At 70.5% G+C, this 24,023-nt stretch carries 23 protein-coding genes; 14 read left to right on the top strand and 9 right to left on the bottom strand.

Features of this window, described 5'->3' with window-relative positions:
* Positions 1-5: 5 nt before the first annotated feature.
* Together I2W78_RS01190 and I2W78_RS01185 are read right to left on the bottom strand one after the other, a co-directional pair.
* A complete protein-coding gene (locus tag I2W78_RS01190; RefSeq protein ID WP_196456132.1) occupies positions 6-854 on the bottom strand; it encodes an ABC transporter permease in 849 nt (282 codons plus the stop codon).
* Positions 851-1,363 (bottom strand): ABC transporter permease, encoded by a 513-nt coding sequence (locus I2W78_RS01185; RefSeq protein ID WP_307783573.1) that lies wholly within the window; start codon positions 1,361-1,363, stop codon positions 851-853. The genes I2W78_RS01190 and I2W78_RS01185 overlap by 4 nt, the downstream gene beginning before the upstream one ends.
* On the opposite strand from I2W78_RS01185, the gene I2W78_RS01180 reads away from it, so the two are divergent.
* The 4 genes from I2W78_RS01180 (at position 1,253) to I2W78_RS01165 (ending at position 6,155) form a co-directional block, all read left to right on the top strand.
* Complete coding sequence (locus I2W78_RS01180; RefSeq protein WP_196456130.1) at positions 1,253-3,340, top strand: acetate--CoA ligase family protein; 2,088 nt, start codon at positions 1,253-1,255, stop codon at positions 3,338-3,340. The two genes, I2W78_RS01185 and I2W78_RS01180, sit on opposite strands and share 111 nt — an antisense overlap.
* A gap of 31 nt (positions 3,341-3,371) precedes the next feature.
* Positions 3,372-4,544 (top strand): acyl-CoA dehydrogenase family protein, encoded by a 1,173-nt coding sequence (locus I2W78_RS01175; RefSeq protein WP_196456128.1) that lies wholly within the window; start codon positions 3,372-3,374, stop codon positions 4,542-4,544.
* A 37-nt stretch (positions 4,545-4,581) separates the two neighbouring features.
* On the top strand, positions 4,582-5,448 hold the full coding sequence (locus I2W78_RS01170) for a 3-hydroxybutyryl-CoA dehydrogenase (RefSeq protein ID WP_196456126.1): 867 nt from the start codon (positions 4,582-4,584) through the stop codon (positions 5,446-5,448).
* A 95-nt stretch (positions 5,449-5,543) separates the two neighbouring features.
* A complete protein-coding gene (locus tag I2W78_RS01165; protein WP_196456124.1) occupies positions 5,544-6,155 on the top strand; it encodes a TetR/AcrR family transcriptional regulator in 612 nt (203 codons plus the stop codon).
* 55 nt (positions 6,156-6,210) lie between these two features.
* Here I2W78_RS01165 and I2W78_RS01160 read toward each other — a convergent pair whose 3' ends face one another.
* The gene (locus tag I2W78_RS01160; protein WP_196456122.1) at positions 6,211-7,005 is read right to left on the bottom strand and encodes a class I SAM-dependent methyltransferase; all 795 of its coding nucleotides are present in this window, start codon (positions 7,003-7,005) and stop codon (positions 6,211-6,213) included.
* 207 nt (positions 7,006-7,212) lie between these two features.
* Here I2W78_RS01160 and I2W78_RS01155 point away from each other — a divergent pair, with 207 nt between their 5' ends.
* Together I2W78_RS01155 and I2W78_RS01150 are read left to right on the top strand one after the other, a co-directional pair.
* A complete protein-coding gene (locus I2W78_RS01155) occupies positions 7,213-8,238 on the top strand; it encodes an alcohol dehydrogenase (protein WP_196456120.1) in 1,026 nt (341 codons plus the stop codon).
* A 117-nt stretch (positions 8,239-8,355) separates the two neighbouring features.
* Positions 8,356-10,032 carry a hypothetical protein gene (locus tag I2W78_RS01150; protein ID WP_196456118.1) on the top strand — a complete coding sequence of 559 codons (1,677 nt, stop codon included), beginning with the start codon at positions 8,356-8,358 and terminating at the stop codon, positions 10,030-10,032.
* Here the strand turns inward: I2W78_RS01150 and I2W78_RS01145 are convergent.
* Positions 10,010-11,254: a cytochrome P450 family protein gene (locus I2W78_RS01145; RefSeq protein ID WP_196464345.1), complete on the bottom strand. Its 1,245-nt coding sequence runs from the start codon at positions 11,252-11,254 to the stop codon at positions 10,010-10,012. The two genes, I2W78_RS01150 and I2W78_RS01145, sit on opposite strands and share 23 nt — an antisense overlap.
* 104 nt (positions 11,255-11,358) lie before the next feature.
* Between I2W78_RS01145 and I2W78_RS01140 the strand changes: the two genes are divergently transcribed.
* Positions 11,359-12,636, top strand: coding sequence for an FAD-dependent oxidoreductase (locus I2W78_RS01140; RefSeq protein WP_196456116.1), 1,278 nt, complete (start codon positions 11,359-11,361; stop codon positions 12,634-12,636).
* Between the two features lie 15 nt (positions 12,637-12,651).
* On the opposite strand, the gene I2W78_RS01135 is transcribed toward I2W78_RS01140, so the two are convergent.
* A complete protein-coding gene (locus tag I2W78_RS01135) occupies positions 12,652-13,662 on the bottom strand; it encodes an Lrp/AsnC family transcriptional regulator (protein WP_196456114.1) in 1,011 nt (336 codons plus the stop codon).
* A 49-nt stretch (positions 13,663-13,711) separates the two neighbouring features.
* Here I2W78_RS01135 and I2W78_RS01130 point away from each other — a divergent pair, with 49 nt between their 5' ends.
* Entirely contained in the window at positions 13,712-15,010 is a 1,299-nt protein-coding gene (locus I2W78_RS01130; protein ID WP_196464344.1) for a metal-dependent hydrolase family protein, read from the top strand.
* Positions 15,011-15,021: 11 nt separating this feature from the next.
* Positions 15,022-16,587, top strand: a complete 1,566-nt coding sequence (locus tag I2W78_RS01125) for an AbgT family transporter (RefSeq protein ID WP_196456111.1) — start codon at positions 15,022-15,024, stop codon at positions 16,585-16,587.
* A gap of 62 nt (positions 16,588-16,649) precedes the next feature.
* Here I2W78_RS01125 and I2W78_RS01120 read toward each other — a convergent pair whose 3' ends face one another.
* The 3 genes from I2W78_RS01120 to I2W78_RS01110 form a co-directional block, all read right to left on the bottom strand.
* Entirely contained in the window at positions 16,650-17,507 is an 858-nt protein-coding gene (locus I2W78_RS01120) for an NmrA family NAD(P)-binding protein (RefSeq protein WP_196456109.1), read from the bottom strand.
* Between the two features lie 78 nt (positions 17,508-17,585).
* Positions 17,586-18,263: a DNA alkylation repair protein gene (locus I2W78_RS01115; protein ID WP_196456107.1), complete on the bottom strand. Its 678-nt coding sequence runs from the start codon at positions 18,261-18,263 to the stop codon at positions 17,586-17,588.
* A 72-nt stretch (positions 18,264-18,335) separates the two neighbouring features.
* Positions 18,336-18,776 (bottom strand): OsmC family protein, encoded by a 441-nt coding sequence (locus I2W78_RS01110; protein ID WP_196456105.1) that lies wholly within the window; start codon positions 18,774-18,776, stop codon positions 18,336-18,338.
* 117 nt (positions 18,777-18,893) lie between these two features.
* On the opposite strand from I2W78_RS01110, the gene I2W78_RS01105 reads away from it, so the two are divergent.
* The 5 genes from I2W78_RS01105 (at position 18,894) to I2W78_RS01085 (ending at position 22,525) form a co-directional block, all read left to right on the top strand.
* The gene (locus tag I2W78_RS01105; protein ID WP_196456103.1) at positions 18,894-20,102 is read left to right on the top strand and encodes a cation:proton antiporter; all 1,209 of its coding nucleotides are present in this window, start codon (positions 18,894-18,896) and stop codon (positions 20,100-20,102) included.
* A gap of 104 nt (positions 20,103-20,206) precedes the next feature.
* Positions 20,207-20,806: a sulfite oxidase-like oxidoreductase gene (locus I2W78_RS01100; RefSeq protein WP_196456101.1), complete on the top strand. Its 600-nt coding sequence runs from the start codon at positions 20,207-20,209 to the stop codon at positions 20,804-20,806.
* Positions 20,776-21,528: a ferredoxin reductase gene (locus I2W78_RS01095; RefSeq protein ID WP_196456099.1), complete on the top strand. Its 753-nt coding sequence runs from the start codon at positions 20,776-20,778 to the stop codon at positions 21,526-21,528. The genes I2W78_RS01100 and I2W78_RS01095 overlap by 31 nt, the downstream gene beginning before the upstream one ends.
* Before the next feature lie 45 nt (positions 21,529-21,573).
* Positions 21,574-21,846 (top strand): DUF6510 family protein, encoded by a 273-nt coding sequence (locus I2W78_RS01090; RefSeq protein WP_196456097.1) that lies wholly within the window; start codon positions 21,574-21,576, stop codon positions 21,844-21,846.
* Between the two features lie 19 nt (positions 21,847-21,865).
* Positions 21,866-22,525: an RraA family protein gene (locus tag I2W78_RS01085; RefSeq protein WP_196456095.1), complete on the top strand. Its 660-nt coding sequence runs from the start codon at positions 21,866-21,868 to the stop codon at positions 22,523-22,525.
* Positions 22,526-22,549: 24 nt separating this feature from the next.
* Here the strand turns inward: I2W78_RS01085 and I2W78_RS01080 are convergent, their stop codons facing one another.
* A complete protein-coding gene (locus I2W78_RS01080; RefSeq protein ID WP_196456093.1) occupies positions 22,550-24,019 on the bottom strand; it encodes a dihydrolipoyl dehydrogenase family protein in 1,470 nt (489 codons plus the stop codon).
* Positions 24,020-24,023 lie beyond the last annotated feature (4 nt).

Below are 24,023 nucleotides of genomic sequence, written 5' to 3'. Positions count from 1 at the left end.
GGGTCTCACTTCCCGGAGAGGAGGTCGATACCGCCGCGCCGGCCGAACAGTCGCGGGATGAACAGCGCGAGGGCGATGAGGGCGATCGAGCCGAACAGCATCAGCGTGCCCACCGCGTTGATCGTCGGCTGGACACCGAAGCGGATGGCCGAGTAGATCCGGACGGACAGCGGCTGCGGATCGACGCCGGTGGTGAAGTAGGCGAGCACGAAGTCGTCGAAGACCAGGGCGAAGATCAGTACGGCACAGGCGAGGATGCTCGGCAGCAGCGCCGGCAGCGTCACCAGCCGCAGCGACTGCCAGCGGGTGGCGCCCAGGTCCATCGCCGCCTCCTCCACCTCCGGGTTCAGCGCGGCGATCCGCGAGCGCAGGATGACGGTCACGTAGGAGATCGAGAAGGTGATCTCCGCCAGCATCACCGTGCCCGTGGACAACGGCACGTTCATGCCCTTGAAGAGGAGCATCGCCGCGACGCCGGTGACGATCTCCGGCGTGATCAGCGGAACGAGCATGATCAGTCCGGCGAGCGAGCCGAGCCGGTTGCGGCAGCGGACCAGGCCGAGCGCCAGCGCGACACCGAGGACCAGCGAGCCGGCCGTCGCCACGAGCGAGACCCGCAGGCTCATGCCGAGCGAGTCCAGCAGCAACTGGTCCCGGAAGAAGGCGGAGTACCAGCGGAGGCTGAAGTCCTTGAACACGGTCAGCGACTTCTGCGAGTTGAACGAGAACAGCACCACCACGCCGATCGGCAGGTACAGCAGCGCGAAGAAGACGGCGGTGACGCCGATCGCGAACCGCGGCCTGCGGTCGGTGCCGCGGCGAGCACGGCGGGCGGGCACGGGACGGAGTGTCATCGGACCGCCTCCGCCTCGTCCTTGCGGGCGCGCCGAAGGTAGCCCAGCATCCCCAGGAACAGCACCGCCATCATCAGCATCGTCAGCGCCGAGCCGAGGGGCCAGTTCTGGCCCTGGAAGAACTTGTCCTGGATCAGGTTGCCGATCATGATCTGGTCGGGACCGCCCATCAGTTGCGCGCTGACGAAGTCGCCCATGGCGGGCAGGAAGACGAGGACGCAGCCGGCCGCCGCCCCCTGCCGGGTCGCCGGGAGCGTGACGTGGACGAAGGTCCGCAACGGCCCGCCGTACAGGTCGCGTCCGGCCTCGATCAGGGAGACGTCCATCCGTTCCAGCGCCGACCGCCCGCGCCTGCGCCGACAGCTGCCCCAACTCCGCGCTCCGGCTGGTGAAGTGACATGGCCCCTGCCCCCTTCGGCCCGGCGGCCGGACGCGACCTCACCCCGCTCTTCGACCCCAAGTCGGTCGCCGTCGTCGGCGCCAGCGACGACCCCGCCAAGTACGGCCACGCGATAGCCGCCCAGATGCTGCGCGCCCCCGACCGCCGCCCGGTCCACCTCGTCAACCGCCGTGGCGGCACGGTCCTCGGCCGCCCGGCCGCCACCAGTCTCGCCGCCGTCGGCGAGCCCGTCGACCTCGTCGTGGTCTCCGTACCGGGGGCCGGATTCGAGGCCGCCGTCGACGAGGCACTGGCCTGCGGCGCCCGCGCGATCGTCGCCATCACCGCCGGCTTCGCCGAGACCGGGGCGGCCGGCCTCGCCCGGCAGCGGGCCGTCACCGCCCGCGTCCGCGAGGCCGGGGCCGCCCTCGTCGGCCCCAACTGCCTCGGGATCGCCGACAACACCACCGAGCTGTACCTCGCCTCCGACACGTTCGCACCCGGCGGCATCGCCCTGCTCAGCCAGAGCGGCAACCTCGCCCTCGAACTCCAGCTCCGCCTCACCCCCCACGGCGCCGGCTTCTCCCGCTTCGTCTCCCTCGGCAACCAGGCCGACGTCACTCTCGTCGACCTGATCGACGACTGCGCACGCCACGACGGCACCTGCGCCATCGCCGTCTACGCCGAGGACTTCGGCGACGGCCGGGCCTTCGCCGAGGCCGCGGCAGCGTCCGGCAAGCCCGTGGTGCTGCTCACCGCCGGCCGGGGCACCGCCTCGGCGCGCAGCGCCCAGTCCCACACCGGCGCCCTCACCACGTCCGCCGACGTCGTGGCCGCCGCCTGCCGCGACGCGGGCGTCCACCTCGTCGCCACGCCACGGGAGATGACGGTCGTACTGGCCGCCCTCGGCGCCAGGAACCGTGGCGCGGGCCGGCGTACCGCCGTCTTCACCGACGGAGGCGGTCACGGCGCCATCGCCGCCGACGCCGCCGAGTCCGCCGGGCTCGACGTCCCCGAACTCGGCACCGACACCCAGGCCCGGCTGCGTACCGTGCTCTGGGACCAGTCAGCCGTCGGCAACCCCGTCGACCTCGCCGGAATGGGGGAGCAGGACCCGGGATCGTACGCCGCTACGGTCGGCGCGCTGCTGGCCACCGACGACGTCGACTCCGTCCTGATGACCGGCTACTTCGGCGGCTACGCGGCCTCCACCGGCGGCCTCGGCGGCGGCGGAACGGCCCTGGCCGAGGGCGAGCTCCGGGCCGCCCAGGACATCGCCCGCGACTACGCCGGCCGGCGCAAGCCCCTGGTCGTGCAGTCCATGTACCCGGCCTCGCCGAGCTGCCGCGTCCTCGCCGACGCCGGCATACCCGTCTTCGGCGCCACCGAGGACGCCGCCCGAGCCCTCGCCGCCCTCACCGTCACCGACGCGGCGGGTCCTGTCGGCGTACCACCCCTCCCGGAACCGGCAGCGCCCCTGACCGACCCCGGCTACCACTCCGTGCGCGCCCTGCTCGCCGCCGCCGGCGTCCGCTTCCCGGCCGCCCGTGAAGTGACCGACGAGGCCGAACTGCTCGCCGCCGCAGCCGAGTTCGACGGTCCCTACGTGCTCAAGGCCCTGCACCTGTTGCACAAGTCGGACGCCGGCGGCGTCGCCCTGAGGCTGCCGCACCGGGCCGCGCTGCTCACCGCCCACCGGGAGATGCACGCCCGGCTCGGCGCCCCGGCGTACTCCGTCGAGGCCATGGCCGACCCCACCGACGGCGTCGAACTGATCGTCGGCGTCAACCGCGACCCCCGCTTCGGGCCCGTCGCCATGGTCGGGCTCGGCGGCGTCCTCACCGAGACCCTGCATGACGTCGCGTTCTCCCTGGCGCCCGTACCCGCACCGCGCGCCGAGCGACTGCTGCGCGGCCTGCGCACCGCCGGACTGCTCGCCGGCGTCCGCGGCCGTCCGGCCGTCGACGTGGCCGCCGCGGCGGAAGCCGTCGCCCGCATCACCGAGGTCGCCGCGGCCCACCCCGAGATCGCCGAGATCGAGGTCAACCCCCTGCTGGTCCGGCCGGACGGCGCGCTCGCGCTGGACGCCCGCGCCGTACTCGCCTGATCAACCAGCCGAAGAACACACAAGGACACTCATGGACTTCCGCTACAGCCCCGAGCAAGCCGACCTCAAGGCCCGGGCCGCCGCCTACGCGCAGCGACTGATGCGGTTCGAGGACGCCTCCGAGGAGGCCGGCGGCCCGCTCCCCGCCGACACCGTCCGCGAACTGACCCGCGAGGCCATCGACGCCGGCGTGTTCGCCATCAACATGCCCGCCGAGTGGGGCGGCGCCGGCCTCAGCCTGCTCGACCAGGTCATCGTCGAGGAGGAGTTCGGCAAGGTCACCAACTGCCTGTGGGACATCCCGTGGCGCCCGGCGAACGTCCTGGCGTACGGCACCGAGGCCCAGCGCGAGAAGTACCTGCTGCCCGTGATCCGGGGCGAGCGGTTCGACGCGTTCGCCGTCACCGAGCCCGGCGCCGGATCCGACCCGGCCTCCGGCACCAGCACCGCCGACCGGGTCGACGGCGGCTGGCTGATCAACGGCGAGAAGTGGTTCGTCACCTGCGGCGACGTCGCCGACTTCCTGCTCGTGCAGGCCGACGCGGGCCCGGAGCGGCAGCCGACGCTGTTCTTCGTCGACAAGCAGGCACCCGGCGTCACCATGACCCGCGAACCCCGCTTCATGCACACCGCGGTCAACGGCCACCCCGAGTTCGTCTTCCGAGACGTGTTCGTCGCCGACGAGGACGTCGTCGGCGGCGTCGGCAACGGCTACGAGCTGACCAAGGAATGGTTCACCGACGAACGCCTCATGATCGCCGCCCGCACCACCGGCGCCGCCGAACGCGCCCTCCAACTCGCCCGCGACTGGGCCCTGGAACGACGCCAGTTCGGCAGCCGCATCGCCGACTTCCAGCTCATCCAGGGCATGCTCGCCGACTGCGCCGTCGACATCGCCGTCAATCGCGCCTACACCCACCAGGTCGCCTGGGAGGTCACCGAGGGCACCTGCGACCGCAAGACCCTGCACGCCAAGGCCGCCATCGCCAAACTCGCGGCCGGCGAGGCGTCGGGCCGGGTGATCGACCGCTGCGTGCAGATCTTCGGCGGCCGCGGCTACGACCGCTCCTACCCCGTCGAGCGCCTCTACCGCGAGCTGCGCGTCGACCGCATCTGGGAGGGCACCTCCGAGATCCAGCGCCTCATCGTCGCCGGCGAACTGATCAAGCGCGGCACCGGCGTCCTGCGACTGCCCACCACCTGACACCACACCCAGCCGCACCCACCCCGAAGGAGCAGACATGACCGGTACGACCGTCGCCCGCGTCGGCGTGGTGGGCTGCGGCCTGATGGGCTCCGGCATCGCCGAGGTGTGCGCCCGGGCCGGCCTCGACGTCGTCGTCGCCGAGGCCGGCCGGGCCGCCGCCGACGCGGGCCGGGCCCGCATCACCGCCTCGCTCGACCGGGCCACCGCCGCGGGCAAGCTGACCGGCGACGACCGGGACGCCGCCCTGGCCCGCATCACCGTCACCACCGGCCTGGAACCGCTCGCCGACCGGGACCTCGTCGTGGAGGCCGTCGCCGAGGACGAGACGGCCAAGGTGGACGTGTTCACCCGACTCGACGCCGTCGTACGCGACACCGACGCGATCCTCGCGACGAACACCTCCTCCATCCCCGTCATTCGCCTCGCCGCCGCCACCTCCCGGCCCCAGCAGGTCGTCGGCCTGCACTTCTTCAACCCCGTACCGGTCCTGCCGCTGGTCGAGCTCGTGCCGTCGCTGCTCACCGCCGACACCACCGTCGAACGCGCCGAGACCTTCGCCGCCGGCACCCTCGGCAAGCAGGTGGTGCGGGCCCGTGACCGGTCCGGCTTCATCGTCAACGCCCTGCTCGTGCCGTACCTCCTCGCCGCCGTTCGCATGGTCGAGTCGGGGACGGCGTCGGTCGAGGACATCGACCGTGCGATGACCCTCGGCTGCGCCCACCCCCTCGGCCCGCTGGCCCTCGCCGACCTGATCGGACTCGACACCGCCCAGGCCATCGCCGAGTCGATGTACGAGGAGTTCCGCGAACCCCTCTACGCCCCGCCGCCGCTGCTGGCCCGCATGGTCGACGCGGGCCTGCTCGGCCGCAAGTCCGGCCGGGGTTTCCACACCCACCGATGACCACCACCCGCATCCGTGCAGGAAGATGGAGACCGCGAGGCCGGGTCCCGCACCGGCCACCGCGCCGACCGCCGACAGAACAGGGGAGCCACGAGTTGTCCAGCGCCGAACGCACGCGTGAGACCCGCGAGCGGATCCTCGAAGCCGCCTGCGAAGTGATCGCCGACGTCGGGTTCGAGAAGATCCGCATGCGCATGGTCGCCGAGCACGCCGGGGTGTCGACGGCTCTGCTCCACTACCACTTCGACACCCGGGAGAAGCTCTTCGCCGAGGCGATGACGCACTCCTTCGCCCACACCGGCACCGAACTCGAACGCGACGCCGACTCCGTCCCCGCCTCCGTCATCCTCGCCCGCATCCTGCACAGCCTGCTGCCCACCGACCCCGAGCTGCGCCAGGACTGGCGCCTGTGGCAGGAACTGTGGGTCCGCGCCCTGCGCGACGGCACCGCCCAGGGTCTGGCCATCGACCTCTACGACCAGCTGCACGCCTGGGTGGGCCAGGCCATCACCCGTGGTATCGACTCCGGTGAGTTCGCCGACTGCGACGTGGACGCGACGAGCACCACCCTCCTCGTCCTGTGCGACGGTTTCGGCATCCGCCTGATGCTCGGCGACCCGCGTGTGACGCTCGCATCGGCACTGGCGGTGATCTGGGGCACGGCGGCGCGGGAACTGAAGATCGCCCCCGAGTTCCCCCGGCTCTGACGAGAACCGCTCGCGCCTCCCCGACCAATTCACGCGCGCGCGGCGGTCCCGGCCGTCAGCGCGGCGCGCGGCCCCACGCCGTCAGCATGCCGGGGGACAGCCCTGTGAACGCGGGGGAGTCGAGGCAGCGGACGGCCTCGTCCACACCGGCGTCGTCCACCAGCCCCGTCGCCACCATCGCCCCTCGCGCCCGCTGCCACGTCTCGGCCCAGAACCGGCTGATGGGGGTGCCGGGCACCAGTGGCGGCACGTGGATCTCGGCGGCGACGGACTCCAGCCCGGCGTCCTGAAGCAGTTGCGGGCAGCGCGGAACCCACGTGATGTCCGTGCCGATCGTGTCCCGCAGCCCCTGCCACATGGCCCGCATCGCGGCCGCGTACGGGCCGTCCGGGGCGTGTGCGGTCGTCAGGTCCACCGCGTCGCTGACCACCTGGATCCCGCCCGGCGTGAGCAGACCCGCCAGCCGGGAGACCACTCGTGCCCGGTCGGGCAGGTGCATCAGCAGGAAACGCGCGTGCACCAGGTCGAAGCGGCCCGGCGCGAACTTCTCGGACGCGACGTCCGCCTCGTACGGCGTCAGCCCCGGCAGCGGCTCGGCGCTCAGGAACCGGACGTCCCGGTCCGCCGCCACGACCTGCGCCACCCCGGCCTCCCGCAGCAGCCGCCGGGCCACACTGCCCGTTCCGGCTCCCACGTCGAGACACCGCCATCCGGGACCGACGCCCAACTGCCGCAGCCGATCCATGGTGACCACGTCGTAGGCGAGCGCCCCCAGGTCGATCCGGTCGTCCTCGCCCCTGTCCTCCGGCCGGAACACCTGCTCGCCGTAGCGCGAGGCGTGCTGTGCCATACGCCCATTGTCCCGCCGGCCTTCGGCCCGGCAACCGAACGGGCAGGCTGCCCGGCCGGAAACCGGCATCTGTTGCCGGTCCGACCGGGCAGTGGTGGGATGGGAGGTGGCCGCCAGGCGATGAGTGCGTGCGCCGGACTTAACAGCACCTGATTCGACGGCCGTAGTCGTGGTTCGGCGCCGCAGAGGCCCGCCCCGGAGAGACACATGGACACCTATCGAGTCGCGCAGGTCGCCGCCGCGAGCGGGCCCTTTGAGATCGTCGAGCGTGAGGTACCCCGTCCCGGCCCCGGCCACGTACGGCTGGCCGTTGAGGCCTGCGGCATCTGCCACAGCGACGACTTCTTCGTGAGTGGCGCCATGCCCGGCGTACGGTTCCCGGTGGTTCCCGGTCACGAAGTCGCCGGGCGCATCGATGAACTCGGCGAAGGAGCCCAGAACAGCCACTGGAACCTGGGGGACCGGGTCGCGGTGGGCTGGTTCGGTGGCAGCTGCGGTCACTGCACTCCGTGCAGGCAGGGCGACTTCATGGTCTGCGACAACGTCAAGATTCCCGGCTGGGTCTACGACGGGGGCTTCGCCGAGGCGATGGTCGCGCCCGTCGACGCCCTGGCCCGGATTCCCGACGCCCTGTCGGCGACCGACGCGGGGCCCATGGCGTGCGCGGGCGTCACGACCTACAACGGGCTGCGGCGCAGCTCCGCCCGGCCCGGCGATCTGGTGGCCGTTCTGGGCATCGGAGGCCTTGGCCACCTGGGAGTGCGGTACGCGGTGGCCATGGGCTTCGAGACGGTGGCCATCGCCCGGGGACCCGAGAAAGCCGACATCGCGAAGCAACTCGGCGCTCATCACTACATCGACAGCACGGCAGCCACCTCGGTCGCGGAATCCCTGCAGTCCCTGGGAGGCGCCAAGGCCGTACTGGCCACCGCCGGCAGCTCCGACGCCATCGCGGCAACGGTCGACGGCATGTCGCACCGTGGTGAACTCGTGGTCATCGGAGCGACTCCCGAACCTCTGGGAATCAGCCCGTTCCAGCTGATCACGCGCGCCAGGACCGTGCGCGGCCACCCGTCCGGTACCGCACAGGACGTGCAGGACACCATGGCGTTCAGCGCTCTGCACGGAATCCGCCCCATGGTGGAGGCGGTGCCGCTGACCGAGGCGAACACGGCTTATCAGAAGATGCTGTCCGGCACCGCCCGCTTCCGCATGGTGCTCACTACCGGCTGACCCATCTACGTCTGGCTGACCCTCATCTACGTCTGGGTGACCATCAGGTGACCACTCCGTATACTCCGCCGGAGCATCGCCCACCCGAACGCCCGGCCAGAGAGTCCGCCTGCCCCCATGAAGAATCTTCTGCCTCCGCTGTCGCCCAACTACGCAACACAAAAAAACCGCGCCTACAAGGAGAGCGTGGAGGTGCATGGGAAGTGGCCGGTCGAATTCCAGTTCCGCCCGGCCCAGGGTGACCACCGCCACCTGCTGGTCGTGTTTTCGTCCGTGGGCAGCAAGTACGGATTCGGTAACGCGCTGGAGAGCGTCAAGTGCAACATCCTCAGAATTCGTGACCACTTCGACGGTGGGGCCTCCTACTATGTGGCCAGAAACATGGACTTCAGTGTCACGGATTCCATACAGGCCCTCATAGCGGACCACATGCGACGGCTGCGGGTGACCCGGGACGAGGTGACTCTCCTGGGTGCGTCCAAGGGCGGAAGCGCCGCGCTCTACTACGGCCTGAAGTACGACTACAAGAACATCGTGGCGTCAACACCCCAGTACTTCCTCGGAAGTTACTCGAAGGGCCACGCTCAGCTCGGAGACGCCGTCCTCGGTGAGGGGCAGTCCGACGAGAACGTGGCCGTCATGGACGCCGTCATGAAGGACCTCCTCAAGAAGGAAGCGGACCTCAAGAGGAACATATACGTGGTCTCCTCGCCCGGGGATTACCAGTACGAGCAGGAAGTCAAGCACTATCTCCCCGCGCTGCGGGAGTACGAGAACTTCAACTTCCTGTTCGTGGAATCTCCCACGGTGCGACGGCACGACGAGGTGGTCCGGCAGGCGCTGCCGTCGATTCTGAGCATCGTGTACTCCCTGACCGAGGGCGCCGCACCGCGATGGGGCGAGGTCCGGATCGGGACCGATCCCGGGGACCCGGAGGTGGCTTCGGACTACCTCGCCGAGCTCCGCAAGCGCGACACCGCCCTGGCCACGCTGACTCGTGCCGAGTTCGCGGACGGGCAGCTGCGGCTGAAGGGGCACGCCTTCCTGCCGGGCGAGTCGGCCGACGGTCCGACTGCCGAGACCAAGCGGCTCGTCCTGGAGAAGGACGGCGAAACCCGGGCGTACCCGCTGGAGACGACCAAGGAGATCAGGCTCTACCGGGACTACTTCGACGAGTACTTCTGCGAGTACGCCATGGGTGGGTTCGCCTCTCAGGGCGACCTGGCCTTCACCGAACTGCCCAGGGGCACCTATGACGTTTCCGTCTGCGTCACGAGCGAGGACGAGGGCATCGAGCGGCGAACCCGGCTCATCTCACAGAACGCCGTTGACCGACGCCAGAACTGCGGTGACTCGGAGCTTCTCCTCCGAGGCGGCAAGGGCGGCCTCAAGCTGGTCAAGAGGGACATCGTCGGAATCGACTCCGACGGGGTGTGCTTCTCTGCTGTGAAGGCGGAGCTGCGCGACCGCACGGTCCATGCGGAAGGTGTCTTCTTCCTGCCCGGAAGGAACGCCGACCGGGACACGCACGCCGTCTATTACCTCGTACTCCAGGGCAGGTCCGGATGCCACTCGTTTCCACTGGCCGTGAAGAAGAACCCCGGCGCCGTGCGGCCGCACAAACAGCCCGGGGACCTCGGTAACTACGACTCCGGATACTTCAGCACGGGAGCAGCGGGAGTCGACGTCTCGGCGATTCCGGCCGGAAAGTACAGCGTGCTGGTCTCCATGAGCGTCGGTGGTGCCCTGTTCACCAAGAAAGCCGGGAAGGTCACCCTGAAGAACGTGCGCTGACGCTGCCGCCGGGCGTGAACGTGACGGGCAGCCGCACCGGGCCGCGAAGCCCGCCGGGTCGCCAGTTCAGCTCGCTCGGCGGCACGGCCAGGGCCAGGTCAGGAAGGCGGCGCAGCACCGTGCCGATGGCGATCTGGCCCTCCAGCCGGGCGAGGGGCGCGCCCAGGCAGTAGTGGATGCCGTGCCCGAATGCCAGATGGCCGTTGTCCTGCCGGGTGACGTCCAGCCGGTCGGGATCGGGGAACCGGTCCGGATCGCGATCGGCGATCGCGGACGCGATCAGCACGGTCGCGCCACGCGGGACGGTCACGCCCGCGATCTCGACGTCCTCGCGCGCGAACCGGACGATACCGGGGCTGACCGGGCCGTCGTAGCGGAGGAACTCCTCGATCGCGCCGGGCAGCAGTTCGGGATCGTCCCGCAGCAGCTCCAGCTGGTCGGGGTGGGCCAGCAGCGCGGCGATGCCGCCGCCGATCAGGTTGACCGTCGTGATGTACCCGGCCACCAGCAGCAGGAACGTCATGGAGATCAGCTCGTCCTCGTTCAGCCGCTGCTCCTCGTCGCGGGCGCTGATCAGCGCGCTCAGCAGATCGTCCCCGGGCCGGGCGCGCTTGGACTCCAGCAGCTTCGTGAGGTACCCGCGCATCCGCTGCCACGACTCGTTCACGACCGCCGGGTCGGGCATCTGCTCCCCGCGCAGCAGCATGTCGTCGGTCCACCGCTGGAAGTCGTACCGGTCGTCCACCGGCACACCGAGCAGTTCGCTGATCACGGTGACCGGGAGCGGCAGCGCGAAGTCCGCGACGAGCTCCGCACGGCCCGCCGGCACCACCGCGTCCAGCAGCCGGTCGGTGATCTCCTGGACACGCGGCCGCAGCTCGGCGATCCTGCGCGCGGTGAACGCCTTCGAGACCAGGCGACGCAGCCGGGTGTGGTCGGGCGGGTCGGCGCGCAGCATGTTGCTGATCATCGACTCGCGCTCGAACTCCGGCAGTTGCTCCATGAGGCGGGGATCCGATGCGTCCCGGATGTCACTGCTCAGCCGGGGATCGGACAGGGCCGCGAGACCGTCCTCGTAGCGCGTGACCAACCAGGCGTCCAGACCGCCCGCGATGACCGCGCGCCGGACCGGACCGTCCTCGCGCAGCTGTCGGTACAGCGGAAAGGGATCCGTCACGAAGGCGGGGTCGGAGTAGGGGAGAAGGACGGGCTGCTGGCTCATCATGCCTCCCGGGCACGTGGCAACCATGCGCGAAGGTTTGCCATTACTTGTGGGTATGTATACCAGTGTGACCGATCGGTGGCGCGACGAAGGGACGAAGCGCGATGGACGCGAAGGACGCCCACGGGGCGAGGGAGCGGACCACGTGCTGTGTGGTGGGCGGCGGGCCCGCCGGAATGGTCCTCGCGCTGCTGCTGGCCCGGGCCGGGGTCCAGGTGACGGTCCTGGAGAAGCACGGTGACTTCCTGCGTGACTTCCGCGGCGACACCGTGCATCCGACCACCCTCGCCCTCCTGGACGAGCTCGGCCTCAGCGAGCGGTTCGCCCGGCTGCCGCAGCGCCGGGTCACGACGATCCAGCTGCCGCTCGGCCCCGACCGGTCACTGGTCACCGTCGGGAACATCGCCGCGCTGCGGCGCCAGTACAACTACATCGCGATGGTGCCCCAGTGGGACCTGCTCGACCTCCTCGCCGACGAGGCCGGGCGGGAGCCCGCCTTCTCCCTGCGCATGAACACCGAGGCGACCTCGTTCCTGGTGGAACGGGGCCGTGTCACCGGCGTGTCGTACCGCACCTCCGACGGCCGCACCGGCGAGCTGCGGGCCACCCTCACGGTGGCCTGCGACGGCCGGGGCTCGCTGGCCCGCTCGATGCCCGAGCTGGGGCTGCGCACGTTCCCCTGCCCGATGGACGCCTGGTGGTTCCGGCTGCCGCGGCGTGACAGCGACCCGCACGGACTCGTGGGAGGGGTCGGCGACCGGTTCCTCAGCGCCATGATCGACCGCGGGGACTACTGGCAGTGCGCCGGAATCATCCCCAAGGGCAGCGACGCCCGACTGCGCGCGGCCGGTCTCGACCGGTTCAGGGACATGTACGGCGCCGCCGTCCCGTGGATCGCGGACCGGATGCACACCCTCGCGTCCTGGGACGAGGTGAAACTGCTCGACGTACGGCTCGACCGGCTCCGGCGCTGGCACCGGCCCGGGCTGCTGTGCATCGGCGACGCGGCCCACGCCATGTCCCCGGTCTTCGGCATCGGCATCAACCTCGCCGTCCAGGACGCCGTGGCCGCCGCCCGGCACCTCGTGGGACCGCTGAGCGACGGTGCGGCCGGCCTGCCGGCGGCCGTACGCCGCGTCCAGCGCCGCCGCTGGCCCACCACGGCCCTCACCCAGGGCCTGCAGCGCTTCGCCCACACTAACGTCATCGAGCCGCTCCTGCTGGGCCGACCGCCCCTCGGCGACCCCAAGCGGGCCAAGCGCCTGACCGAGCTGGTCACCACCTCGCGCTGGGTGAACCGGGTGCCGGCCTACTTCCTGGCCTACGGGGCCCTGCGCGAACGCCCTCCGGCAGCGTCCGTGCGCCGTGGACAGAACACCTAGCGCTCCTGCGGCTCGTCAGGCGAGCCGTTCCAGTGGAACCGCCGCCACGCTGTGGCCGCGCCGGTCGAGGATGCGGCCGACGTTCTTGTCCGTGCGCAGGACCACCGCGCGGTCGCCGACCCGGAAGCCGAGGTGGGCCATCTCGTGCTCCAGGTGCGCCTCGAGGCGGTGCACGTCGTGGACGCCGCGCAGCCACGCGTCGAGGATCAGATTGTGCGGCCCGGCGGTGACGGTGCACAGCCGCAGTTCCGGCAGGGTCCGCAGCGCCGCCTCCGCCGCCTGAAGGTGCTCCGCCGGTACGGAGGCGAAGTAGACGGCGGTGACGGGCCAGCCGGTGAGCGGGCGGGCGAGGCTGCAGCGCAGGACCAGCCCCCCCGAGCCGAGCAGCTGGCTCAGCCTGCGGCGGGCGGTGGCCACGCTCGTGCCGGCGCGTTCGGCGAGTTCGCTCAGCGGCATGCGGCCGTCCTCGCCGAGGGCCACCACGATGCGGCGGTCGAGCGGGCGCAGCGGCTCGGCAGGCACGGGCGGCCGCTCCGGCGGGCGCAGCTGGGCGCGCTGCTCCGCGGAGAGACTGCGCAGCCGCCAGCGGCTTCCCTCGTACGGCGCGTCGGTGACGACGTGCGAGCGGGTGGCGCGGACCCCGGGGCAGCGGGCGATGCGCTCGCCGATGTAGTCGGCGAGTTCGTCGAGGCTGTACGCCCAGACGATCGCCAGGATGTCCCGGGCGCCGGAGGTCTGCTTGACGCTCAGGGTGGAGATGTCGCGGGCGAGGATCTCGGCCACCCGGCCGGTCTGAGCTGCCGCCGTGACGATCTCGACCTGGGCCATCACCCGGTCGTCGGTCCCCGGTGCCATGTGGCCGCTCACCCAGGCGGCCCCGCTGTCGCTGAGCCGCTTCCAGCGGCGGGCGACGGTGACGGCGTCCACGCCCAGCACCCGGCCCACCAGGGACCAGGGGGCGCGGGGCTGGATCTGCAGGGCGTTGACGATCGCCAGATCCAGCTCGCTGAGTTCCTGATCCTGCATTTCGGGCGCTCCGATGAACGAATCCTGCAATCCGGCGTCCGTGCTGCCGATGGACCTGAGGCTACCGCGACATCCGACAGCACGAGGAGCGGTAGCAGTGGCCCTGAAGATCATCAACGCCCGGATCGTCGACGGCACCGGCCGCGCGCCCGTGGCCGACGGCGTGGTCGTCACGGACGAGCACGGTGACCTCGTCCATGTCGGCCGATCCGAGGACGCCCCGGCCACCGCGCCGGACATCCGCGTCCTGGACGTGGCGGGCCGCACCGTACTGCCCGGTTTCATCGACTGCCATGTGCACCTGAGCGCCGAGAACGCCAAGGCACTGTCCGGGCGCTACGCCCTGGACGACACGGTGGAGACCTTCCGCACCGCCCGCCGGCTGCGCCGCACCCTCGACGCCGGCGTCACCACCGCCCGCGACCTCGGCGGCCTGCCCGCCGGGTTCCGGACCGCGGTCGCCGAGGGCCTGATCGAGGGCCCCCGCCTGCACACCGCGGTCCGCATCATCGGCCACACCGGCGGCCACGCCGACTTCACCACCCCCTCGGGGTTCGACCCCAGCGGTGGCGTCGGCGAGATCGCGGACGATCCGTACGAGGTCCGCAAGGCGGTACGGCGGCTGCTGCGCGAGGGCGCCGACGTCATCAAGCTCTGCGCGACCGGCGGCATGGGCAGCCCGCACGACCAGCCCGAGGACGAGGGGCTGATGGAGGAGGAGATCCGCGCCGTCGTGGACGAGGTGCGCCGGCACGGAGGGCGCCCGGTGGCGGCGCACGCGCAGGGCACCGCGGGCATCCTCAACGCGATCCGGGGCGGCGTCACCAGCATCGAGCACGGCTACGGCCTGGACGCCGAGGCCCGTGAACTGGCCGGGGAGCGCGGCGTGTTCGTCGTCCCCACCCTCTCCACGGTCTTCGACGGCATCGACCGGGCGACGATGGCGCCGTACCACTACGAGAAGAAGATGCGCTGGTCCGGCATCACGAAGGAGAACATCTCCGCCGCGATCGCGGACGGGCTGCGGATCGCCATGGGCACCGACGCCGCGATCAGCCCGCACGGCCAGAACCTGCGCGAACTGATGCATCTCGTCTCCCTCGGGATGTCCCCGACGGACGCGATCGCCGCCGGCACCAGGGTCGCCGCCGAACTGCTCGGGCTCAGCGAGCGGCTCGGCACCCTGGAGGCCGGCAAGGCCGCGGACCTCGTCGTGTGCGAGGGCGATCCGCTGGCCGACATCTCGGTGCTCGCCGACCCCGCGCACATCCGCTGTGTGATCCAGCAGGGCGTCGTACGCAAGAACACCCTCACCCAGCAGATCAAGCCAACCCACGGCACCGACTGAGAGGCGACGCCATGCAGGACACCCTCGCATCGCCATCCCCGACCAAGGGCGACGGCGGATACGGCAGCGGCCGGCTCGACCGGCTCATGGCCGCCCTGGAGCGCCTGGGCAACAAGCTGCCGCACCCCTTCTATCTCTTCACGGCCCTCTTCGTCCTGCTCGCCGTGGTCTCCACCGCGCTGGCCTGGGCCAACGTCGGGGTGACGGTGCCGGGAAGCGACGAGCGCCTCGAGATCCAGGGGCTGTTCACCTCAGGCGGCATCAGCTGGTTCCTGGAGAACGCGCTCACCAACTTCACCGGCTTCCCGCCCCTGGGCACCGTCCTGCTGATGATGATGGCCGTCGGAGTCGCCGAGCGGACCGGACTGCTGGAGACGGCGGTCCGGGCGACCATCGCCAAGGCGCCGGCGTGGCTGCTGCCGTACGTGGTGGCCTTCGTGGCCTGCCAGGGCCACGTGATGAGCGACATCGCGGTGCTGGTGATCCCGCCGCTGGCCGCGCTGGTGTTCAAGGCCGCAGGCCGGCACCCGGTCGCCGGACTCGTCGGGGCCTTCGCCTGTGTCTGCGCCGGCTATTCGGCGGGCTTCACGGTGGGCGCCCTGGACGCGCTGTACGCGGGCATCACCGAGAAGGTCGCGGCCGTGCTGCCGACCGGGCCGGACGCGCCCACGCACCTCCTGGTCAACTACTTCTTCACCGCCTCGGCCAGCGTGGTGCTCGCCCTCATCGGCGGATTCCTCACGGCCCGGGTGCTGGAGCCGAGGCTGCCCGCCCCGGTCACGGCCGAGTCGTCCGAGGACGAGTCCGCCGGGATCAGCGCGGAGCAGCGGCGCGGACTGCTGTGGGCCACGGTGGCGACCGGTGCGTACGCGGCGGTCGTGCTGGTCGCCTGGCTGCTGCCCGGCAGCCCGCTGCGCGGCGAGGGCGGCGCGCTCGTGCCGTCGCCGGCGCTCAGCGGCATCGTGCCGCTCCTGTTCGGTGCCTTCGTGATCGCGGGCGCGGTGTACGGGGTGAAGGCCCGCACGGTGACGCATCGCAACGACATCCCGAAGATGATGGGCGAGTCGGTCACCTCGATGGCCGGCTACATCGTGCTCATCCTCGTCATCGCGCAGTTCATCGCGGTCTTCACCTGGTCCAACCTGGGCACCCTGCTCGCCGTGGAGGGCGCGGAACTGCTGAAGTCCGCGGGGCTGACCGGCTTCACCGCCCTGGTGCTCTTCGTCCTGGTGGTCAGCGCGCTGAACATGCTGATCACCTCCGGGTCGGCGCTGTGGTCACTGATGGCCCCGGTCTTCGTACCGACCTTCATGCTCATCGGGATGTCCCCGGCACTGACCCTCGCGGCCTTCCGGATCGCGGACTCGGCGACCCAGATGATCTCGCCGCTCAACCCCTATCTCTTCCTCTCCCTGGCGCTGGTCCGCCGCTACGAACCGGGCGCGCAGCTGGGCACCTTGATGTCCCGGCTCGCGATCTACGTACTGCCCTTCATCGGGGCATGGCTGGCCGTGCTCGGCGTGTTCTACGCCTTCGACCTGCCGCTGGGACCGGGAGCCGGGATCCACCTGCCGTGATCGACCAGGAGCCGCGGGTACGCCCGCGGCTCCCGCCGTAACACCTCGGCGCGGGCGCCGGGTTACGCCGTGGCGGCGGGCCGTTCCGCCGTGAAGGCGTCCGCGTGCTCCGCAACCCACTGACCGAAGGTGCGGGCCGGGCGGCCGGTGACCTTCTCGACGGTGTCGATGACCGTGCGGCCCACCTCCGGGGTGTTGCCGTACACATCGAGCAGGAAGTCGATCAGGTCCTGGGGTTGGCCCGCCGCCCGCCACTCCTCGGCGGCCTGTTCCTCGGTCAGCTCGACGAGGGTGATCTCCCGGCCGCGGGCGGCGGCGATCGCCGCGACCTTGTCGCCGACGGTCAGCACCTCGGGACCGGTGATCAGGTACTCCTGGCCCCCATGGCCCGCCTCAGTGAGCGCGACCGCCGCGACAGCGCCGATGTCGCCCTCGTGGACCATGGCGCTCAACCGGGAGACGAACGGCTCGCGGACCTCGTCCGAGGCCATGATCCGGTCCGCCCACTCCAGGGCGTTGGCCATGAACTCGACCGGCATGACCACGGTCCAGTCCACGGCGTCGTCGGCACGCACCGCGTCTTCCAGCGGGGACGGCCCGCCGCCGTTCAGCACGGTGACCCGGCGTACGCCGGCCGCGCGGGCCAGCTTCAGGATCCGCGGGCCGGTCTCGAGGGGGGCGAAGTAGGGCCCGCCGAAGGTGATCAGATGGAGGCCGGTGACACCCTCCAGGGCCGGGACCAGGCTGTCGGGGTCGGTCAGGTCGCCCTGGACGACCTCGACTGATGCCGGGAACGCGGCCCTCGCCGCATCCCGGGTGAGGGCGCGCACCGCGTGGCCGCGAGCGAGGAGTTCGGCGACGACCTGGCGGCCGACGGTTCCGGTGGCGCCGGTGACAAGAATCTTCTGCGTCTGCGTCATGACACGACCGTAGGGAGACTTGCGGTCAGCTTCTGTCCGCAAGTCCGGCGACCGAGGGACAACCCTGCTGAGGGCTTCCTACCGTTCGTGCTGTCGGCGGACCATCTCGTTGATCCAGATGGGCGCGAAGGGAGACGTGCAGCCCCGGGGAGTCGGGTAGTCCTTGAGCACCTCCAGGCGCTCACCGATGTCGATCGCGCGGGTGCGGTGCTCGGCGTGCTCGATCCCGATCTGGGCCAGGCAGTTGTTCATCGCCCACTGCAGGCGGTCCGGGGCGTCCTTCATCTCCGCCTCGATGACGTCGAGCAGTCCCGCGAGGTCGAGGCCCTGGGGCTTCTTCGCCACGCGTTCGGCGGTCAGCGCCCAGCCGGCACTCGCGATCACGGGATCCGGATCGGCGGACCAGGCCAGGCGCAGCTCTTCGGAGTGCGGGTTCTTCTTCACCACGTAGTTCACGAGCCAGTCGTGCACCTTGGGTGTGCGCGCCTGACGCAACATGGCGTCCAACTGGTCACGCTCGAACGCCTTCGGGCGGCAGATCAGGAGCGCCAGCAGTCTCGCCGCGGTGTCATCCGTCTCCCAGAGCCGGCACGCGAGGTCCTGCTGCGTCTTCAACCGCTTCGCGAGCGCGCGCAGCTTGCCGAGGTTCACGCCGTGATCGTCACCGTGTTTCTCGTTCACCTCGCGGATCTTCGGGTCCTCGAGTTCGGCCAGTTCGGCCATCACCTCGGCCACCGTCGTCCCGGTCAACGTCATGCCGGTCACCTCGGCCTCCTGTCCTTCACGTGCGAGAGGCACCCTACGACGGAAGTCGGCCCCTGTCGTTTTTCAGACATCCTTGATCGTCGCGGTCACGGGCGTGCCGATCTCGATCGTGCGGCTGACCGTGCAGAGACGGTCATGGGACGACTTGACCGCCCGGGGAAGAATCGCGCGGGCGCGCTCGGCGCCGTCGCCGTCCGGGAAGGTGACGGTGAAGGTGGCCGCCATGTTGATCATGCGGTTGCCGAGTTCGTCGTTGATCTTGTCGCCGGTCACCGCGACGGAGAACTCGCTCGGCTCCGCGTGGCGGCTGGTGGCGGCATCGACGTCCGCGGCCGTGCAGCCCCCGATCGCGGCGAGGAGCAGCTCGACCGGGGTGAACTCGGTGTCGCCGTCGGCACCGGAGGCCGTACCGAAACTGATCGTTCCGCCACGGGCGTTGGTTGCGACGAAGTGGCCACTGCTGGTGCGCTCGACGACAACGGAACGCTTGGAGTTCTCGCTCATGCCGTCGACGGTAATGCCGCGCCGATCAGTCGGGAATGGCCGGCAGCACATAGTGTCGCGAAATAGGGCAACGTTGGTCATAGCCAGTGCACCGCACGTCGTGCCGCCGGAGTCGCGATGTCGTACGACAATCTGGTCATCGTTCTCGCGGTAGCCGCCTGCGTCCCGTTCCTCCTCGCCCTGGTACCCCGTGTACGTCTCCCGGGCCCGGTCCTGGAGATCCTGGCCGGCGTGGTCCTCGGTCCGGCGGTGCTGGATCTCGTGCAACCGGACGCCACCGTCGAGGCGTTGTCGATCATTGGACTGAGTTTCCTGCTGTTCCTCGCCGGGCTCGAAATCGATGTCCAGCAACTGCGCGGGCCACGGGGACGGCTGGTCGCCCTCGGCCTGGCGGGCACGCTCGCACTGGCCGGGGTCGTCGGCTGGGTGCTGGACCTCGCCGGACTGGTCGAGAGCCCGTTGCTGATCGGCACCGCGTTGGTGGCCACGTCCCTGGGGCTGCTGATCCCGATCCTGAAGGACGCCGACGCGGTCGACCGGCCGGTCGGTCAACTGACCATCGGAGGGGCCTCCGCAGGTGAGATCAGCGCTGTGCTGCTGCTGTCGCTGTTCTTCTCCGAACATGCGTCGGGCCCGGCCTCCAGAGTCCTTCTCTTGCTCGGCCTTGCCTGCCTGACGGTGTTCATCGCGGTGACGTCGATACGTGCGGGGCGCACGATGTGGCTGTCCGAGGCAGTGATGAATCTGGCTGACACGAGCGCTCAAGTACGGGTCCGTTTGACCATGGTTCTGGTCGTCGGCCTGTCCGCGGTCGCCATGCATTTCGGGTTCGAGGCGATTCTGGGCGCCTTCATCGCGGGGGCCGTGCTGCGGCTGGTCGACCCCGCCGCGGAACGGACGCATCCGCAGTTCCACGTCAAACTGGAGGGCCTCGGCTATGGATTCCTCGTCCCGGTCTTCTTCGTGACCAGCGGTATCCAGTTCGACCTCGGGGCGCTGTTCGCGGACGCCGGGGCGGTGCTGCGGGTGCCGATGTTCCTTGCCGCGCTTCTTCTCGTTCGTGGACTGCCCGCTGTGGTCTACCGCAGGGCGGGTCTCTCCAGGTCGGAGGTCATGGCCAGTGGACTCCTGCAGGCCACGTCCCTGCCCGTGATCGTGGCGGCGACAACGATCGGGCTGGAGTTGGACGCGATCCGACCGGCCAACGCGGCAGCACTGGTGGCAGCGGGCCTCTTGTCCGTGATCGTGTTTCCTTTGATCGCGCTGCCCTTGCTGAACCGCTCACGGGCATCCGTAGGACCGGGGCCGGGGGAGAAGCCGGACTGAGGCGTTTCCCGCGGCTCTGCGGCCCCGCAGGCGGTGCCGAGATGCTGTGGCGTGCGATGTCCTGAAGAATGGGAACTGCCAGTGCGGAGAAATGGGGGCACACCATGCCCATAGTTTCACGCGGATTCCACGGCCGAGCGCGGGACACTCGGCACAAACTGCCTCCCGGGCAGTACGAGACCGCCGACTTCCCCGTTCTGTCCGCGGGACCCACCCCCAGGGTGGACCTGGACGAATGGGAGTTCACGATCCGCACCGAGACAGGCGCACGGCACAGTTGGAGTTGGGCGCAGCTCATGGCGTTGCCCAGCCAGACGCCGACCGTGGACCTGCACTGTGTCACCAAGTGGTCGAAGTTCGACACGGAGTGGCAGGGAGTGTCGTTGGACGTCCTCCTGGAGGACGTGGAGACCAGTGCCGAGTACACGCTCGTTCACTCCTACGGCGACTACTCCACCAACGTGCCTCTGGAGGACCTCCTCGACGGGCAGGCCTGGATCGCGTACCGGTACGACGGCGAGGAACTCGCCCCGGCCCACGGCGGCCCCGCCCGACTACTGGTCCCGCACCTGTACTTCTGGAAGTCCGCCAAGTGGGTGCGCGGCATCCAACTGCTCCACGAAGAGGAGCGGGGCTTCTGGGAGAACATCGGCTATCACGACTACGGGGACCCATGGCGCGAGCAGCGGTACCAAGGCGACTAGGCGACCGGCTGCGTTGGCGGCCCGCCCGTTTGACCGACCGGCGCGCCGAGTCCGAAGCCGCGCGCACCCTCGTCCTCGAGGTGCCCGGCTGGCCGGGGCATGTGGCAGGGCAGCATGTCGATGTGCGGCTCACGGCGGAGGACGGCTACAGCACACAGCGCAGTTACTCACTGGCGTCGGCACCCGACGGCGACAGCGTCGAGTTGACCGTTCAGCGTGTGGACGACGGCGAGGTCTCCCCGTACCTGACGGACGTACTGGCCGTGGGCGACCTCGTGGAACTGCGCGGACCGGTGGGCGGCTGGTTCGTGTGGCGTCCCGAGCAGAAGGAGCCGATTCTGCTCGTGGCCGGTGGCTCCGGCATGGCGCCACTGATGGCGATGATCCGCACGCGTCGCGCCGTCGGCAGTCGTACGCCTTTCCGGTTGGTGTACTCCGTGCGCAGCCCCGAGTACCAGCTCTTCGTACCCGAGCTGAGACGGGACGAGCCGGGCCTCGACAAGACGTACGTCTACAGCCGCTCGACCCCACCACAATGGCCGCGGCCCCCAGGGCGGTTCACCGCTTCCGACCTGTCGAGCGCCGGGTGGCCGCCGGACTTCGAACCCACCTGCTACATCTGCGGCTCCACCGGTTTCGTCGAGACGGCCGCCGGTCTGCTGGTGGCCATCGGCCACCACCCTGGCCGTATCAGAACCGAGCGTTTCGGCCCCGGCGGGTAGTGCGACGACGCGGCCGCAACGGTTCTCCACGGGAGGTGAATCCCCATGACTGTGCCGCCCGACTTCCTTGACGGCAACGCTGCCGCCGGTGACCTGGAGGCGCTGTTCGGAACCGACATGACGACAGCTTCCGGACGGTGCCACGGATGCGGCGCGCAGATGGTGCTGGCCCAGACGCACGCCTATCTCGGTGGTCCCGGGATGGTGCTGCGCTGTCCGGACTGCGACAGCGTTCTGCTCCGCCTCGTCCGTTCGCCCACCCGGATGTGGCTCGACGCCGGCGGGCTGGACTACGTCGCGATCCCCGCACCGGCGTGACTCCGGCTCGGGAGACCTGATGGCAGAGAAGAACGACCGCCTGCACGATCTGGCGGCGCGAGTGCGTACCCCTGACGTCGTCGATGCCATGGGACGGACGCACCGGCACCGATGTCACATCAACGATCTGGTGAGCCCGACTCCTGGCCGTGTCCTTCTGGGCCCGGCGGTGACCATCTCGTTCCTCCCTGCATGCGAGGAGGCGCTCCCGCCTGAGCAGTACAACTTCTTCCGGCTGTTCGACGACGCCATAGGAAACGGCGCACAGGGGCGGGTGTTGGTCCTGGCCGGCCACGGGCACACCGGCGTATCGCTCGGAGGCGGGTCAAAGCTCTCGATAGTGGCAGCGCGTGGTCTGGCGGGCGTTCTGGCCGACGGGCGCCTGAGGGACTTCACCGAGCTCGCGACGTACGACTTCGCCGTCTACTGCCTGGGCGAGACGACCAAGTGGGGCGGCGATGTCGTGACGCCGTTCGAGGCCAACCGGCCGGTCGTCGTGTCCGGCGTGACCGTCCGCCCGGGGGACTGCGTGTTCGCGGACGCGGACGGCGCTGCCGTCATCCCCGCCGCACAGGTTCCGAGCGTGTTCGAAGAAGCCGACCGCATCGCACAGACCGAGGCGGCCTTCGTCGAGAGAGTCCGTCACGAAGGCGCGGCCGATCACAGAACGGTGCGGTGACACCCACGGAGTTCGCCGGCGCCGCTATGACGGGCCGGGCTGGTGCCGGTCCCGGTAGGTCTCCAGCAGCCTCAGCCATACCTCGCTGATCGTTGGGAAGGCCGGAACGGCGTGCCAGAGCCGTTCCAGCGGCGCCTCGCTCACCACCGCGACGGTGGCCGAGTACAGCAGTTCACCGACGCCGGGACCCACGAAGGTGACGCCCACGACGGTGCCACGGTCCGGGTCGACCAGCATGCGGGCCTTGCCGCGGTAACCGTCGGCGTACTGGTGAGCGCCCGCGACGTTGCCGATGTCGTAGTCCACCACCTCGACCCGGCGCCCCGCCCGCTCTGCCTCGCGCGTGGTCAGACCGACGGCCGCGACCTCCGGGTCGGTGAAGACGACCTGCGGTACGGCCGCGACGTCGGCGGTCGCGACATGCGCGCCCCACGTCGTCTCGTCGGCCTGCTCTCCCTTGGCCCTGGCCCCTATGGCGGCGCCGGCGATTCGGCCCTGGTACTTGCCCTGGTGGGTCATCAACGCCCGGTGGTTGACATCGCCCACCGCGTAGAGCCAGCCGTCCTCGACGGCGGTCACGCGGCATGTGTCGTCGACCGTCAGCCAGGTGCCCGGCGTGAGACCGATGGTCTCCAGGCCGAGATCGGCGGTCCGCGGGACACGACCGGTCGCGAAGAGGATCTCGTCCACGGCCAGTTCACCACCGTCCTTCAGCGTGGTGCGCACCTCGCCGTTCTCGCGTGCCAGGGACGCCACGGAGGCCCCCAACCGGACGTCGACGCCAGCTTCGCGTAGCGCGTCCGCGACCAGTTGACCGGCGAACGGCTCCATTCTGGCGAGCAGTCCGGCGTCGCCGCGGACCAGCATGGTCACCTGAGAGCCGAGCGCCTGCCAGGCGGTGGCCATCTCGACGGCCACCACACCGCCGCCGACCACGGCCAGGCGGCCCGGTACGCGGTCGGCGCTGGTGGCCTCGCGGCTGGTCCAGGGGCGTACGGCGTCGATACCGGGTATGTCGGGTACGGCCGCGCCGGTCCCGGTGCAGACGGCGACAACGTGTCGCGCGGCCAGCGGCACCGTGTCGCCGTCCGGCGTCCGCACCGTCACCTGACGGGGGCCGTCGAGCCGTCCGTGGCCGCGGACCAGATCGACGGCGACCGAATCGAGCCAGTCCACCTGGTTGTCGTCCTGCCAGTGGAAAACGATCTCGTCGCGGTGGTCGAGGACCGTGGCGACGTCCAGTGGCCCCTTCACCGCCTGGCGCAAGCCGGGCACGCGGCGTGCGTCGGCCCGGGCCAGCACTGGCCGCAGCAGCGCCTTGCTGGGCTCGCAGGCCCAGTACGAGCACTCGCCCCCGAGCAGTTCGCTTTCCACGATGACGGTGCTGAGCCCGGCGGCGCGGGTGCGTTCGGCCACGTTCTCACCGGTCGGGCCCGCGCCGAGGACGATCACGTCGTAGGTGCGCCGGTCCTCGTTCGTCGTTGCTTGGTTCATCACT

Origin of the sequence: Streptomyces spinoverrucosus, assembly GCF_015712165.1 — a bacterium.
GTDB lineage: Bacteria > Actinomycetota > Actinomycetes > Streptomycetales > Streptomycetaceae > Streptomyces > Streptomyces spinoverrucosus_A.
Note: the sequence above shows the minus strand (reverse complement) of the source record. Positions and strands in the feature narration are given on the sequence as shown.

Bases quoted from the DNA above. Each gene is read 5' to 3' on its own strand.
- I2W78_RS01105 (WP_196456103.1), top strand. From the start codon at position 18,894: ATGTCGTACGACAATCTGGTCATCGTTCTCGCGGTAGCCGCCTGCGTC.
- I2W78_RS01115 (WP_196456107.1), bottom strand. From the start codon at position 18,263: ATGACGTTGACCGGGACGACGGTGGCCGAGGTGATGGCCGAACTGGCC.
- I2W78_RS01180 (WP_196456130.1), top strand. From the start codon at position 1,253: ATGGCCCCTGCCCCCTTCGGCCCGGCGGCCGGACGCGACCTCACCCCG.
- I2W78_RS01120 (WP_196456109.1), bottom strand. From the start codon at position 17,507: ATGACGCAGACGCAGAAGATTCTTGTCACCGGCGCCACCGGAACCGTC.
- I2W78_RS01140 (WP_196456116.1), top strand. From the start codon at position 11,359: ATGGACGCGAAGGACGCCCACGGGGCGAGGGAGCGGACCACGTGCTGT.
- I2W78_RS01080 (WP_196456093.1), bottom strand. From the start codon at position 24,019: ATGAACCAAGCAACGACGAACGAGGACCGGCGCACCTACGACGTGATC.
- I2W78_RS01175 (WP_196456128.1), top strand. From the start codon at position 3,372: ATGGACTTCCGCTACAGCCCCGAGCAAGCCGACCTCAAGGCCCGGGCC.
- I2W78_RS01090 (WP_196456097.1), top strand. From the start codon at position 21,574: ATGACTGTGCCGCCCGACTTCCTTGACGGCAACGCTGCCGCCGGTGAC.
- I2W78_RS01155 (WP_196456120.1), top strand. From the start codon at position 7,213: ATGGACACCTATCGAGTCGCGCAGGTCGCCGCCGCGAGCGGGCCCTTT.
- I2W78_RS01085 (WP_196456095.1), top strand. From the start codon at position 21,866: ATGGCAGAGAAGAACGACCGCCTGCACGATCTGGCGGCGCGAGTGCGT.
- I2W78_RS01110 (WP_196456105.1), bottom strand. From the start codon at position 18,776: ATGAGCGAGAACTCCAAGCGTTCCGTTGTCGTCGAGCGCACCAGCAGT.
- I2W78_RS01135 (WP_196456114.1), bottom strand. From the start codon at position 13,662: ATGCAGGATCAGGAACTCAGCGAGCTGGATCTGGCGATCGTCAACGCC.
- I2W78_RS01125 (WP_196456111.1), top strand. From the start codon at position 15,022: ATGCAGGACACCCTCGCATCGCCATCCCCGACCAAGGGCGACGGCGGA.
- I2W78_RS01145 (WP_196464345.1), bottom strand. From the start codon at position 11,254: ATGAGCCAGCAGCCCGTCCTTCTCCCCTACTCCGACCCCGCCTTCGTG.
- I2W78_RS01100 (WP_196456101.1), top strand. From the start codon at position 20,207: ATGCCCATAGTTTCACGCGGATTCCACGGCCGAGCGCGGGACACTCGG.
- I2W78_RS01190 (WP_196456132.1), bottom strand. From the start codon at position 854: ATGACACTCCGTCCCGTGCCCGCCCGCCGTGCTCGCCGCGGCACCGAC.
- I2W78_RS01170 (WP_196456126.1), top strand. From the start codon at position 4,582: ATGACCGGTACGACCGTCGCCCGCGTCGGCGTGGTGGGCTGCGGCCTG.
- I2W78_RS01095 (WP_196456099.1), top strand. From the start codon at position 20,776: ATGGCGCGAGCAGCGGTACCAAGGCGACTAGGCGACCGGCTGCGTTGG.
- I2W78_RS01160 (WP_196456122.1), bottom strand. From the start codon at position 7,005: ATGGCACAGCACGCCTCGCGCTACGGCGAGCAGGTGTTCCGGCCGGAG.
- I2W78_RS01130 (WP_196464344.1), top strand. From the start codon at position 13,712: ATGGACCTGAGGCTACCGCGACATCCGACAGCACGAGGAGCGGTAGCA.
- I2W78_RS01150 (WP_196456118.1), top strand. From the start codon at position 8,356: ATGAAGAATCTTCTGCCTCCGCTGTCGCCCAACTACGCAACACAAAAA.